The organism is Megasphaera sp. (genome assembly GCF_047831605.1).
Taxonomy (GTDB): Bacteria; Bacillota; Negativicutes; order Veillonellales; family Megasphaeraceae; genus Megasphaera; species Megasphaera intestinihominis.
In genome coordinates, this window is sequence record NZ_CP181255.1 from 1,906,451 (window position 1) to 1,918,606 (window position 12,156).

The following is a 12,156-nucleotide window of genomic DNA, read 5'->3' on the forward strand; positions in this document are numbered from 1 at the left end:
ACAGGACCGAATTTCGATGAACGAATAATCAGTACCGTATCCACTTTGAGCTGTGAAATTCATGGTTATTCCGGGTATGCGCCTTCCATATAGTCTGAGGCGAAGGGTAATAAAGTAGTCATAATGGGTCCTCATTTGGGTCTAATCCTTTACGGATGGCCTTATTATACGGTATAATAAGATATGACACAAACGGTGATTTAGCATGTATGTCATGACGAAATGGGTGAATAAGTGATATGGATAGTATAAAATGTCAGGCTTTGCTCCTGGCGATTCAATATGGCAGTCTGACGGCGGCCGGCAAGGAACTGGGGTATACTCAGTCGGGGATGACCCGTATGATCCGTTCGCTGGAGAAGGAAATCGGCTTCCCTCTGCTCGTGCGCAACAAGCAGGGCGTCCGGCCGTCGGCCAATGGCCAGCAGATGGTGCCGGTCTTTCAGGAAGTCGTCAGGGCTTCGCAAAAGGCCGCCGACTTGGGGGCGGCCATTCAAGGCGTCCTGGCCGGGGTCCTCAATATCGGCAGTTATTATAGTGCCGCCGCGGCGTGGCTGCCGAAGATTTTGCGCCGTTTCCAGGCCCAGTATCCCAAGGTGGAAGTCCATTTGTTAGAAGGGACGAATCAGGAATTGGCCCAGTGGCTCAATGAGAAGGCCGTCGACTGCTGTCTGGCCGCCAAGCCCGGAGCGGATGTGGCCTATGACTGGATTCCCTTGAAGGACGATGAGCTCGTCGTCTGGCTGCCGCCGGATCATCCCTGGACGGCGGAAAAGGAGATTCCCGTAGAATGGCTGAACGGGGCGCCTTTTATCATCCCTCTGCCGGATCACGATACGGATATCGACCGCTTCCTGGCAGCCAATCAGGTCCAGCCCGATGTCCGCTTCACGACGACCGACCCGTATACGGCGTACTGCATGGTCGAAGAGGGTTTGGGAATCAGCGTCAACAACCGCCTGACGACGGAGAAGTGGGCTGGCCGCGTCGAACTTAGGCCTCTGGCCCCGGCCCAGTCGATTTCGCTGGGCATCGCCGTCCCAGACATCCAGGAAATGTCCCCAGCAGCGGGCAAGTTCGTCGCCCAGGTCTGGCAGGCCGTCAACGGCAGCCCGGAAAAATAGGAGTTTGACGACTAAAAGACTATAAAATTTGGATATTCTATGATATAATTTATTGTTATGTGACCTGATAAAATACTTTGATACTGGAGGTATAAGAATGGCTACAGTTCAGGAAAAGATTGACCAGCTCCATGAAAAGCTCGCGAAAATCGAGATGGGCGGCGGTCAGAAGCGAATTGATTCGCAACATAGAAAAGGCAAGATGACAGCCCGCGAACGGCTGGCTAAGTTATTTGATGAAGGCAGCTTCACGGAAATGGGGCAGTTCATCCATCATCGCTGCATGAATTTCAACATGCAGGAAAAGGAAATCCCCGGCGACGGCGTCGTTACCGGCTACGGTACGGTACGCGGCCGCCTGGTCTTCGCTTATGCCGAAGATTTTACGGTCGAAGGCGGTTCGCTCGGCGAAATGCACGCTCATAAAATCGCCCAGATGCAGGAAATGGCTCTGAAGATGGGAGCCCCTGTCATCGGCATCAATGACTCCGGCGGTGCCCGCATCCAGGAAGGCGTCGATGCTTTGTCCGGTTTTGGCCGCATCTTCATGAATAATACGGCCGCATCGGGCGTCATCCCGCAGATCGCCGTCATCATGGGGCCCTGCGCCGGCGGTGCCGTATACAGTCCGGCCCTGATGGACTTCGTCTTCATGGTCAAGAATACGTCGGATATGTTCCTCACGGGCCCGGCCGTCATCAAGTCGGTCACGGCCGAAGAAGTGACGGCCGAAGAATTGGGCGGCGCCATGACGCACAGCTCTATTTCCGGCGTGGCTCACTTTGCCTGTGAAAATGAAGACGACTGCATCGAAAAGATCAAGGCCCTCCTCGACTTCCTGCCCAGCAACAATATGGAAGAAGCGCCGGTCGTCGAATCGGACGATGACCCGAATCGCGAAGACGAAAGCCTCAATTCGGTCATCCCCGACGACAGCAGCATGCCTTACGATATGCTCGACGTCATCAAATCCTGCGTCGACGACGGCAATGTCTTCCAGGTCCTGGAAAACTATGCCCTCAATATCATCACCTGCTTCGCCCGCTTTGACGGCCAGACCGTCGGTATCATCGCCAACCAGCCGAAGTTCCTCGCCGGCTGCCTGGATATCAACGCATCGGACAAGGCGGCTCGTTTCATCCGCTTCTGCGACAGCTTCAATATCCCTGTCGTCACCTTCGTCGATGTACCGGGCTTCCTGCCTGGGACGACTCAGGAATACGGCGGCATCATCCGCCACGGTGCCAAGATGCTCTATGCTTACTGTGAAGCGACGGTCCCCAAGATTACCGTCGTCACCCGCAAGGCCTACGGCGGTGCCTACATCGCCATGTGCTGCCGCCAGCTCGGCGCCGACATGGTCATGGCCTGGCCGTCGGCAGAAATCGCCGTCATGGGCCCCGATGGTGCAGCCAATATCATCTTTAAGCACGACCCGGAAAAAGAAAAGAAGAAACAGGAATATATCAATGAATTTTCGACGCCCTATAAAGCAGCCGAACACGGCCAGATCGATTGCGTCATCGAACCGAAGGAAACGCGTCCGCGCATCATCAGCGCCCTGGCTATGCTTTACAGCAAGCGGGAAGAACGGCCGTCGAAGAAACACGGCAACATGCCGTTATAAGGAGGCTGCTGTATGATAGAAATTCAATTTGCCGTCATCGTCCTGCTGGTCGCCATGACATTGGTCCTGAGCCGGTACTATAATACCCGCTTCCGCGCTCTGGAAGACAAGATGAAGGACGTTGCCGACTTCCAGCAGAGCGTCAAAGAACTGGCCGAAGCCGTCCAAAATTTGAAGGACCCTGTCAAGGTTGAAAAAACGGTCCCGTCGGAACCGGAAGAAGCGGAAAAATCGGAATTGACGAACCCCGTCGTCCCTGTCGGCCAGCGCCAGCCCGCCGTCGTCGCAGCCCGGCCGATGGCTGTCGTAAAAGAAACGGCCCCCCAAGGTTCTCAAGATGGCCTAGACGATGAAGTCGTCGCTGTCATCATGGCCGCTGTTGCCGCCTATGGCTATCCGCCGTCGGCAATCCGTTCTATCCGTCCGCAGAAACGCGGTTATAAACGCCATCGGGAAAGCTGGGCTATGGCAGCCCGCCTGGGTGGTATGAGTCGTTAATGAAGTGAATATTTAAATCCAGGAGGATTATATATATGAAAAAATTCAAGGTTACCGTCAATGGAAAAGCATATGAAGTAGAAGTCGAAGAAATGGGAGGCGCTCCGGCAGCGGCTCCAGCTCCGCAGGTTGCAGCCGCACCGGCTCCGGCAGCTCCCGCACCGACACCGGCAGCGGCTCCGGCTCCGGCTGCCACGCCGGCTCCCGCCGTAGGCGGCCCGATCCCGGAAGGTGCCATCACCGTCAAGGCCCCCATGCCGGGCAAGATTTCGGCCCTCAAAGCTGAAGCTGGCAAAGCCGTCAAACGAGGCGACATCATCCTCGTCCTGGAAGCCATGAAGATGCAGAACGACATCACGGCGACGGCAGACGGAACGCTCCACGAAATCCGCGTCAACCCCGGCGATAACGTAAAGACCGGCGACGTACTGGCTGTTATTGTAAAATAGTGGCTCGTAGGGGACGCCCAAAGGGCGTTCCGCAGGCCGCAGTTCGCAGACCGCAGTTCGCAGGCCGCAAGCCGTAAAAAAAGTGGCTAGTGGCTAGCCGTTAGTGGTTAGCGGATGGCTTGAAATTTAAAAACATCCACTTTAAACTTTCAACTTCAAACTCAAAAAAGAGGCTGTCCTATGAAGACAGCCTCTTTTTTTATACGAGCCACGAGCTTGCAGGCCGCCTTGACAGGACGGCCCCTACTAGCCACTAGCTACTAGCCACTACTTTGCTGCAGCTTTTTTGGCTTCGGCTTTGGCGAGGAACGGTGCCGATTCGATGATGAAGCGGTCGTGGGTGGCTTCGCCTACGAGGCCGGCTTCGTCGTGGGCTTCGATTTTGAAGGTCAGTTTTTTGCGGTCCTGTTCGATCAGGGTGGCTTTGGCCGTGACGGTCAGGCCGATAGGCGTAGCGGCGACGTGTTTGACGTTCATGGCGATGCCGACGGTGTTATAGCCTTCCGGGAGCTGAGGGTCGCAGGCGTTGATGGCTGCGTTTTCCATGAGAGCTACCAGGGCCGGCGTTGCGTAGACCGGGGATTTGCCGCTGCCCAATTTGATGGCCGTATTGTTTTCCGTGCATTTTTCAGAAACTTCTGCTGTCGAGTTGGCTTTGATGTTGAATTCCATAGTGGTATAACCTCCTAAATAAATGGGAATATGCCTGAACCGTATAGATTGAGGCGATTTACATAACTATATCATATCATACTTTCCTCTTTTTTGACAGACAAAGCGTCATGAGATACAATGGACGTGTCATTGTGTAAGAAAAACGAGGAGTGAAACCATGAAAATTAAAGCAATCGTGCTGGTGGCAGCCGCCGTCTTGGCGATGGGGACGGCTGCCCTGGCCAAGGATAAAGGGACGCTGTCGAAGTTCCCCAACTGGGGCGTCATCACGGTCCCCGATGATATCTACATGCAGTCAGGGCGGCAGCCCATGCTGACGGCTGCTGATGAAGGCAACGATGTCATCGCCCTGTTTGAACGAATCTTTCCTATCCAGCCGGAAACGTATCAGGTCGTCAAGAAGGACGATGCCGATTTCCAGTATGCCTATCTACTGCATTATACGGCGACCATCTGGGACGTCAAGGCGGCCGTCTATGGGGAGAACCGGGAAAACTCTTATCTCCGCGATATCGGCAGCCGGCCGGATATGCGCATCCTCATGAACCGGCTGAACCAGAATATGCCGGGACGCCTTCCAGAGGGCTTCCACGTCGTCTCGCCGGTGACGGCGAAAAAGACCAATGGCCATCTCTTTTATGAATGGACCATCGCCAAATCCCTGGTCATCAACGGCAATCCCTTCACGGAAACCATCCACTGCCTGGCCTGGCAGCACGGCGATACGATGGAAGTCGCCGCCATCCTGGGCAACATCGCCAAAGAAGGCGATGACGACATCATCAGCGCCGTCACGGATATGTTGAAAAAAGCAGAAAAGATGCCTAAGAAATAGTTTATAGTACGGAGTTTGTAGTTTGGCGCCCGATATCCAGGCGGGCCGGATCCCTGCGAAGGCCGGGAACATTGTCGCCGAACTCTGGGCGGGCTCGCCACGTGCGAGCCCCTAGCCACTAACTACTAACCCCTAGCCACTAGCTTGCGGGCCGCCTTGATAGGACGGCCCCTACGGGCCACTAGCCACTAAAAAGGGGCTGTCGCATTAAGCCATTTCGGCTTTGTGCGACAGCTCTCTTTTTTTATTCTATTTCATCGTTCTATTCTCTTTTTTTAGCTAAACGTAAAAAAGGTACACGAAACAGACCGGCCATCCAGTCGGCAAAAAACGTGTGCCTTTGCTATGTATATGGTTATTCAAGCACTCTTTTTCACTTTTTTTAAGGAATAAAGGTATGTCCCGAAATTGCCGGATTGCAGCTTGTGATGTAAGGTCAAGACATTGTGGGCCATTGCCAGTATGATGCTGGTTGCCAGGGCGTTCTCCGTTCCATGGCTCAAAAAACGCCGGAACGACAGATTCGCCTTGATGTCGGAAAAAGCGCCTTCAGACTGGATGGAACGGTTCATTCGAAGCATCTTCCCTGTAGGAGAACTGATGTGAGCTTCCATTTCGGCCCGTTGGGCTTGGAACCTTTTAGAAAGTTCTAATTGCTTCGTCCTTTTTTCCAACGGCTTCTTGCTGCGATTGCCATGAATGCATCCTTTCTTATAGGGACAGTCCGAACAATCCTCACAGACATAATGGCTTTTGCGTATTTTAAATCCCGTGCTGGTTGTTTCGGTCTTTTTCCCAACACAGGTCAGCTTACGGTGATTGTGGCAATAAAAGACATCATTTTTCGCATCATAGTCCATATTCTGGAATTTGCCAATATCTTTTTTGAAACGGCGTTTTTTCCGCTGCTCATGGTCGGACGGTTTGATGTAAGCATCATACCCCTGTTCGGCGAGCTTCGTGTAATTTCTTCGCTTTCATAGCCGGAATCTGCAATGATACGGGTATACTGGAAAGGGAAATGCTTGCGAAAATCTTCGAGGAAAGGCAGCAGGGTGGTACAATCTGAAGTCTGCGGTCCGACAGTGACCCAGGTAACGAATCCAGCGTCCACGCTATATTGTACATTATATGCAGGCTTGACCTGGCCGTTTTTCATGGCGTCTTCTTTCAGATGCATGAAGGTGGCATCGATATCGGTCTTGGCATAGCTGTTCCGGTCCCCGCAGTAATGAAGCTGGACGGCGTACTCTTTTGTCTTATGCAGGAAATCCTTGGCTTTTTCAATGGCCTTTTGCAATGGCGTCTTACGATGGCCTTTGCCATGGACGAAAACGATGTGTCCTTCTCGTTGAAGCCGTTTTAATTTCCCCAACAGCCGCCGTAAATGGTACCGATGGACAGCGTGTGTATGGAGCACTTGGATGCCAAAGAGTTCCTGGGTCTTAAGAATAAAGCCCGGAATTTTTGCTAATACTTTGGCCTGCCGTTTCGTGACACTCTTCTTCCAGACAAAAGTGTATTTATTGGCAACAGATTCGATTTTTGTCCCATCGATGAACAAATTCTTCAGCGATAAGGCCCCGGCCTGAGCCAAGACGGCATCCATGTCGGCAAACAAGGTCCGGCTGCATGCCGCCATATGATGAGAACGGAAACGGGCGATAGTCGCATGATCGGGAACGGGTTTCCCTTCCAGCAGATATTGAAAATTCAAATCTCTCCGGCAAGCCGATTCAATACGACGGGAACTGAAAATCTGGTTCATGCTGGCATAAATAACGATGGCCAGTAACTGGCGTGGTGAAGCCTGATTTTTCTCGATACGAGAATACGTCTGGTACAGCGGTGATAAATCCATCCTTTCTATGAGCAGCTTCACTAACCGCACGGGATCGTCATCCGGAATCTGAAATGAAATATTCAAGGGAAGTGATAGTTGATAAGGCGCTTCCCATATTGTATAATTGACATGCGTATTTAGTGTCGTCATAACTCTATTTTACGCGCAATCCCGGGCTTTTTACAGTCCGGGATTTGTTTTTTTCAGATTTTTTTGTTCAGCCCTAATGGATACGGCTGCCTGGCCCCTGGCGGGTGACATTGCGGGAACGACCTCGGTCCGGCGCGGTCCGGGTAGGCCGTGCCGGATGCCGTGCGTGCTATTTGCGTCCGGCGTGCTGCTTTGTTTGAGCGCAGCGAGTTTCAGCACGCCAGCAAATGGCACTCTCGGCAAGAGGAGTGGAGCACGCGAACCAGCTAGGGGCCAGGTGGCCGATGCCAACCTCTTCAGAAGAATCCCTCAGACCGCCGTTGGCGGCCAGCTCCCCTTCACAGGGGAGCCTTTTGGCGCTCCTGCGCCTGATTTCCAGAGTCTATTGCGGCAAAGCCGCTTCTGAGTCCGAGCAAACCGTCCATGAAGAACGACCATAAAGCTATGATGTTTTTGCATACATAAAAAGAGCCTGTGCACGATTACGTGCGACAGGCCCTTTTTCTTATAACGTTTTCATCAGTTCTTCCAGATGTTCTGTGAGTTTCATGTTTTCATCGTAGTCGATGGGGCAGTCGATGATGACTGGTTTGTTCTGCTGGAAGGCTTTTTTCAGGGTCGGCAGGAGGTCTTCGGTCTTGGTGATGCGGTAGCCGATGGCGTGGAAGCTTTCGGCCAGTTTCACGAAGTCCGGGTTGGTGAAGTCGACGTACTGGTGATGGCCGTACTGCATGTCCTGTTTCCATTTGATCAGGCCATAGCTGCAGTCGCTGAAGATGAGGATGACGAAGTTCGTGCCCAGGCGGTAGGCCGTTTCAAATTCCTGGACGTTCATCAGGAAACCGGCGTCGCCGGTGATGGCCAGGACTTTCTTGTCCGGATGGACGAGCTTGGCCGAGATGGCGCCGGGAACGGCGATGCCCATGGTGGCGAAGCCGTTGGAGATGAGGCACGTATTCGGTTCGTAGCAGTTGTAATGGCGGGCGATCCAGACTTTATTGGCACCGACGTCGGAAATGACGATGTCGTCTTTGCCCATGACGCGGCGGCAATCGATGAGGGCTTTCTGCGGCTTGACCGGGAAGGCCATATCGTGGGCGTAGCTTTCGTGTTCGTCGACCATCTTCTGACGGATATCCAGGAACTGTTTCGGTTCAGCCAGGCGGGCGGCTTTGGCCATGATGCGTTCCAGCGAGTTGGGGATGTTGCCGACGACTTCGACTTCGGGCTGATAGTTCTTGTTGATATCGGCCGGCATGGTGTCGATGTGGATGATGTCGGCATTGGTCAGATGCCATTTGGCCGGAGCGTATTCGATGATGTCATAGCCGACGGCGATGACCAGGCTGGCCTTTTCCAGCATTTTCGTCTGGTAGTCGTCCATAGGGATGCCGACGGTCCACATGGAATATTTGTTGTCAAAGGGAATGGCACCTTTGGCCATCATCGTGTTGATGACAGGGAGCTTCAGTTTTTCCGCAAAGGCCGTGAGCTGTTTGGCCGCTTTGCTGCGGATGACGCCGCTGCCGGCCAGGATGACCGGGTTCTTGGCATAGGAAATCATGGAAGCGGCCGCTTCGATTTGCGATTCCAGGGCTGTTTCCGGCAGGATGCTCTTATGCTGCAACGGTTTTTCATCGTCGGCGACGGGCATCTTGCTGATGTTGACCGGCAGGTCGATGAAGGTAGCGCCCGGTTTTTCCCGTTCGGCATATTTGAAGGCCAGGCGGGTGATTTCAGCCATCGTGTCCGGACGGACGACGGTGTAGGCCCGGCGGGTGATCGGTTCGAACATGGCCCGCAGGTCGAGGTACTGATGGGCCGTGATGTGCATTTTATCGGTGCCGACCTGGCCGGAAATGGCGACCAGCGGGGCCCCGTCGCAGTCGGCATCGGCGACGCCGGTGATCAGGTTGGTAGCCCCCGGGCCGAGGGTGGCCATGCAGACACCGGCTTTGCCGGTCAGACGGCCATAGACATCGGCCATGAAGGCTGCGCCCTGTTCATGGCGGACTGTAATGAATTCAATCTTTGAATGTTCCAGGGCATCCATGACGGCGAGGTTTTCTTCGCCGGGAATACCAAAAATATAATGGACGCCTTCTTCTTCCAGACATTCGACGAGAAAGTCAGCTGTGTTGCGCGTCTTCTTTTGTTCCATGGTGTGAACACTCCTTTGACGATAGATGGATAGGTTGAAATTCGTGTTGCAACCTGTATTATAATATGGTATAGCTTGTTTTTCAATCATTTGAGAGGGAGGATTTTATGAACGTTCTAATCAGTGCCTGCCTGCTCGGCCAGTACTGCCGCTATGATGGTCAGACGAAGGTTTATCCGCAGGTGCAGGATTTGCTCGGGCGGGATGATATCCATTTGATTCCCGTCTGTCCGGAACAGGCCGGCGGCCTGGCGACACCGCGTCCGCCGGCAGAACGGCAGGGAGAACGGGTCGTCACGGCAGACGGTACCGATGTGACGGCGCAATACCGGCGTGGTGCCGAAGCGGCCCTGTACTTGGCCCGCCTGTTCCATTGCACGAAGGCCATCTTGAAAGAGAAAAGTCCGTCTTGTGGACATGGACAGATTTACGATGGTACTTTTTCACGGACCCTGACGGCTGGCGACGGCGTGACGGCGGCGTTATTACGCGCAGAAGGCCTTGAAATCATAGGGGAAAGCGACCTGCTCTGACCCTTGCTTTTATACCCCTGGTTTGCTACAATATACGAGTACGCAAGTGAGGAGGTTTCAGCGTGAATACGTTTCTACATGAAGTTTACGAATGGATTTATTCCATCATCATCGCGTTGGCCATTGCCATGGTCATCCATATCTTCTTCTTCCAGCCGACACGCGTTTCCGGTGAATCGATGATGCCGACCCTGCACAACGGGGAATACCTCATCGTATCCAAATGGAATCACGTCCTGGGGGAAGTCCCGAACTATGGAGATATTGTCATCATCGACAGCCGCGTCCAGTATCCGCGCACGTGGAAAGATGACGTCGCAGAACCGATGAACAATTACATGGCTTTCTTTAATCATGATCTGCAGACCAAGAACATCTGGGTCAAGCGGGTCATCGGCCGTCCTGGCGACACGCTGGCGTTCCATGATGGCAAGGTATGGCGCAACGGCCAGCCTTTAGATGAACCGTACATCAATGAACCGATGGAATACAGCCGCAAAGGGGAAATCAAGATCCCCGAAGGCTATGTCTTCTGCATGGGTGATAACCGCAACCACAGCAGTGACAGCCGCTTCATCGGCCCGGTCCCCATCGACCACGTCTTAGGCCACGTCATCTGGTAGGCCTCAAAAGAGCATACGACAGTTCGCAATCCATCCTGTCGGTAAACAAAACTAGGAAGCATTACAATGGTATCTTGCAATGCAGACGGGATTGTTTCGGCAACCCCGTCTTTTTTTCTTTTCTTTGGAAGGAGGTTACGCCTATGTATAATTTTCTCGCGAATACGAAACGCATGACCGTCGCTGCCATGGTCATGGCCCTGTACATCGTCATCTTGTACGTCACTCAGGGGATTTCCTTTGGCCCCTATCAGATCCGCATCGCCACGTCGCTCTATGCATTGGCCTTTGTATATCCCTTCCTGGTGGTCCCCTTGGGGCTTGCGAACTTCATTGCCAATTTCCTCTTCGGCGGCCTGGGCTTTATCGACATGATCGGCGGCTGCTTCGTCGGCATGGCCACGACATGGCTCATCGTCCAGATCCGTCAGCGTCAGTATAGTCCATGGCTGGCTGCCCTGCCCATCTGGTGGGTGCCGGCCCTCTGCGTCAGCGCCTGGCTGTCGTACCTGCTCGATTTGCCCTACGCCGTCCTGGTCAGCAGCCTGGCTGTCGGTCAGCTGCCGCCGGCCATCTGCGGGGTCCTGCTCATCCAGGCCCTGAGCCATCGTTATGTCTTGAAGAAGGAGTTTTGATATGAGCCGAAGTAAAGAAGAACTGCAGGGCGTGACCCAGCTGGGCAATCAGCACACGACGTACGCCCAGGACTACGACCCGTCCCTGTTGGAAACATTTGTCAACAAGCATCCAGACCGGGATTATTTCGTCAAGTTTAACTGTCCCGAATTCACCAGTCTCTGCCCCATGACGGGCCAGCCGGACTATGCGACGATTTACATTTCCTACGTCCCTGGTGAGCGCATGGTAGAAAGCAAATCGCTGAAACTCTATCTGTTCAGCTTCCGCAATCACGGTGATTTCCATGAAGACTGCGTCAACATCATCATGGACGACCTCATCCAGGCCATGGACCCGAAATATATCGAAGTATGGGGGAAATTCCTGCCCCGCGGCGGCATCAGCATCGATCCGTATTGCAACTACGGCCGGCCCGGCACGCCCTGGGCTGACGTGGCCTGGCAGCGCCTGTCCCAGCACGATTTATATCCTGAAAAGGTAGATAATCGCTAAATCTATTACCTTTTACGGCTGTTTCATGATATAATAAGTCTAAAAACAACAGAAGTAAGGGGTGTTACCTGTGAAATTGAAAAAAATGCTTTTGGCCCTGGGATTCTCCCTGGCCTTGTCGGCATCGGTCTTCGCAGCGGATAATATGTGGCAATATAACCAGTATACGTCCATCGACATGAACTCGGCCAAGCTCTATTACGATATGGGCCGCCAGATCCTGTCCTTTGAGACGGTGGAACAATCCGGCGAAACGACTGACTACTGCACCTATGTGTATAACATCGATGACCAGACGATCCAGCTGAAAAAGATGATTACCAAGACGAAGAAGCATAAGTATAAGAGCAGCTTCTATCCGGAATCCATCAAAGACGGCAACGCCGTCATCAAGGCCAGAGCCCGCATGGCCAATGATGTATTGGTCAAAGTAAAGGAAAAGGATGAGAAAAAATAGTGTGGGAGTTGGCAGTTTTCAGAGAAAACCTTTAAATTTAAAGCCATCCG

At 53.2% G+C, this 12,156-nt stretch carries 14 protein-coding genes; 10 read left to right on the forward strand and 4 right to left on the reverse strand.

What is annotated here, in order from left to right; translation table 11 throughout:
- Positions 1 to 239: 239 nt before the first annotated feature.
- From ACFWUB_RS09155 to ACFWUB_RS09170, 4 genes are all read left to right on the forward strand, one after another.
- On the forward strand, positions 240 to 1,124 hold the full coding sequence (locus ACFWUB_RS09155; RefSeq protein ID WP_301876688.1) for a LysR family transcriptional regulator: 885 nt from the start codon (positions 240 to 242) through the stop codon (positions 1,122 to 1,124).
- A 97-nt stretch (positions 1,125 to 1,221) separates the two neighbouring features.
- Positions 1,222 to 2,751 (forward strand): methylmalonyl-CoA decarboxylase subunit alpha, encoded by a 1,530-nt coding sequence (mmdA, locus tag ACFWUB_RS09160; protein WP_302680941.1) that lies wholly within the window; start codon positions 1,222 to 1,224, stop codon positions 2,749 to 2,751.
- Between the two features lie 12 nt (positions 2,752 to 2,763).
- A complete protein-coding gene (locus ACFWUB_RS09165) occupies positions 2,764 to 3,249 on the forward strand; it encodes a hypothetical protein (protein ID WP_020310564.1) in 486 nt (161 codons plus the stop codon).
- A gap of 35 nt (positions 3,250 to 3,284) precedes the next feature.
- Complete coding sequence (locus ACFWUB_RS09170; protein ID WP_292261403.1) at positions 3,285 to 3,698, forward strand: biotin/lipoyl-containing protein; 414 nt, start codon at positions 3,285 to 3,287, stop codon at positions 3,696 to 3,698.
- Between the two features lie 267 nt (positions 3,699 to 3,965).
- Here the strand turns inward: ACFWUB_RS09170 and ACFWUB_RS09175 are convergent, their stop codons facing one another.
- A complete protein-coding gene (locus ACFWUB_RS09175; RefSeq protein WP_020723822.1) occupies positions 3,966 to 4,370 on the reverse strand; it encodes a thioesterase family protein in 405 nt (134 codons plus the stop codon).
- A 160-nt stretch (positions 4,371 to 4,530) separates the two neighbouring features.
- Between ACFWUB_RS09175 and ACFWUB_RS09180 the strand changes: the two genes are divergently transcribed.
- The gene (locus tag ACFWUB_RS09180) at positions 4,531 to 5,208 is read left to right on the forward strand and encodes a hypothetical protein (protein WP_302680940.1); all 678 of its coding nucleotides are present in this window, start codon (positions 4,531 to 4,533) and stop codon (positions 5,206 to 5,208) included.
- A gap of 359 nt (positions 5,209 to 5,567) precedes the next feature.
- On the opposite strand, the gene ACFWUB_RS09185 is transcribed toward ACFWUB_RS09180, so the two are convergent.
- From ACFWUB_RS09185 to ACFWUB_RS09195, 3 genes are all read right to left on the reverse strand, one after another.
- Positions 5,568 to 6,068, reverse strand: a complete 501-nt coding sequence (locus tag ACFWUB_RS09185; RefSeq protein WP_071602040.1) for a transposase — start codon at positions 6,066 to 6,068, stop codon at positions 5,568 to 5,570.
- A complete protein-coding gene (locus ACFWUB_RS09190; protein ID WP_416183846.1) occupies positions 6,014 to 7,201 on the reverse strand; it encodes a transposase in 1,188 nt (395 codons plus the stop codon). The genes ACFWUB_RS09185 and ACFWUB_RS09190 overlap by 55 nt, the downstream gene beginning before the upstream one ends.
- A gap of 505 nt (positions 7,202 to 7,706) precedes the next feature.
- On the reverse strand, positions 7,707 to 9,362 hold the full coding sequence (locus ACFWUB_RS09195; protein ID WP_020310559.1) for an acetolactate synthase large subunit: 1,656 nt from the start codon (positions 9,360 to 9,362) through the stop codon (positions 7,707 to 7,709).
- Between the two features lie 107 nt (positions 9,363 to 9,469).
- Between ACFWUB_RS09195 and ACFWUB_RS09200 the strand changes: the two genes are divergently transcribed.
- The 5 genes from ACFWUB_RS09200 (at position 9,470) to ACFWUB_RS09220 (ending at position 12,106) form a co-directional block, all read left to right on the forward strand.
- Positions 9,470 to 9,895 (forward strand): DUF523 domain-containing protein, encoded by a 426-nt coding sequence (locus ACFWUB_RS09200; RefSeq protein ID WP_020310558.1) that lies wholly within the window; start codon positions 9,470 to 9,472, stop codon positions 9,893 to 9,895.
- 62 nt (positions 9,896 to 9,957) lie between these two features.
- Positions 9,958 to 10,518 carry a signal peptidase I gene (gene lepB / locus ACFWUB_RS09205; protein ID WP_020310557.1) on the forward strand — a complete coding sequence of 187 codons (561 nt, stop codon included), beginning with the start codon at positions 9,958 to 9,960 and terminating at the stop codon, positions 10,516 to 10,518.
- Between the two features lie 143 nt (positions 10,519 to 10,661).
- The gene (locus ACFWUB_RS09210) at positions 10,662 to 11,153 is read left to right on the forward strand and encodes a QueT transporter family protein (RefSeq protein ID WP_020310556.1); all 492 of its coding nucleotides are present in this window, start codon (positions 10,662 to 10,664) and stop codon (positions 11,151 to 11,153) included.
- Position 11,154: 1 nt separating this feature from the next.
- On the forward strand, positions 11,155 to 11,649 hold the full coding sequence (gene queF, locus ACFWUB_RS09215) for a preQ(1) synthase (protein WP_292106443.1): 495 nt from the start codon (positions 11,155 to 11,157) through the stop codon (positions 11,647 to 11,649).
- A gap of 70 nt (positions 11,650 to 11,719) precedes the next feature.
- Positions 11,720 to 12,106, forward strand: coding sequence for a hypothetical protein (locus ACFWUB_RS09220; protein WP_020310554.1), 387 nt, complete (start codon positions 11,720 to 11,722; stop codon positions 12,104 to 12,106).
- Positions 12,107 to 12,156: the final 50 nt, after the last annotated feature.

What these genes read in the sequence shown, in the direction of transcription:
- ACFWUB_RS09165 (WP_020310564.1), top strand. Translation starts at nt 2,764, where the DNA reads ATGATAGAAATTCAATTTGCCGTCATCGTCCTGCTGGTCGCCATGACA.
- ACFWUB_RS09200 (WP_020310558.1), top strand. Translation starts at nt 9,470, where the DNA reads ATGAACGTTCTAATCAGTGCCTGCCTGCTCGGCCAGTACTGCCGCTAT.
- ACFWUB_RS09210 (WP_020310556.1), top strand. Translation starts at nt 10,662, where the DNA reads ATGTATAATTTTCTCGCGAATACGAAACGCATGACCGTCGCTGCCATG.
- queF (WP_292106443.1), top strand. Translation starts at nt 11,155, where the DNA reads ATGAGCCGAAGTAAAGAAGAACTGCAGGGCGTGACCCAGCTGGGCAAT.
- mmdA (WP_302680941.1), top strand. Translation starts at nt 1,222, where the DNA reads ATGGCTACAGTTCAGGAAAAGATTGACCAGCTCCATGAAAAGCTCGCG.
- ACFWUB_RS09190 (WP_416183846.1), bottom strand. Translation starts at nt 7,201, where the DNA reads ATGACGACACTAAATACGCATGTCAATTATACAATATGGGAAGCGCCT.
- ACFWUB_RS09170 (WP_292261403.1), top strand. Translation starts at nt 3,285, where the DNA reads ATGAAAAAATTCAAGGTTACCGTCAATGGAAAAGCATATGAAGTAGAA.
- ACFWUB_RS09185 (WP_071602040.1), bottom strand. Translation starts at nt 6,068, where the DNA reads ATGGACTATGATGCGAAAAATGATGTCTTTTATTGCCACAATCACCGT.
- ACFWUB_RS09155 (WP_301876688.1), top strand. Translation starts at nt 240, where the DNA reads ATGGATAGTATAAAATGTCAGGCTTTGCTCCTGGCGATTCAATATGGC.
- ACFWUB_RS09195 (WP_020310559.1), bottom strand. Translation starts at nt 9,362, where the DNA reads ATGGAACAAAAGAAGACGCGCAACACAGCTGACTTTCTCGTCGAATGT.
- ACFWUB_RS09175 (WP_020723822.1), bottom strand. Translation starts at nt 4,370, where the DNA reads ATGGAATTCAACATCAAAGCCAACTCGACAGCAGAAGTTTCTGAAAAA.
- ACFWUB_RS09180 (WP_302680940.1), top strand. Translation starts at nt 4,531, where the DNA reads ATGAAAATTAAAGCAATCGTGCTGGTGGCAGCCGCCGTCTTGGCGATG.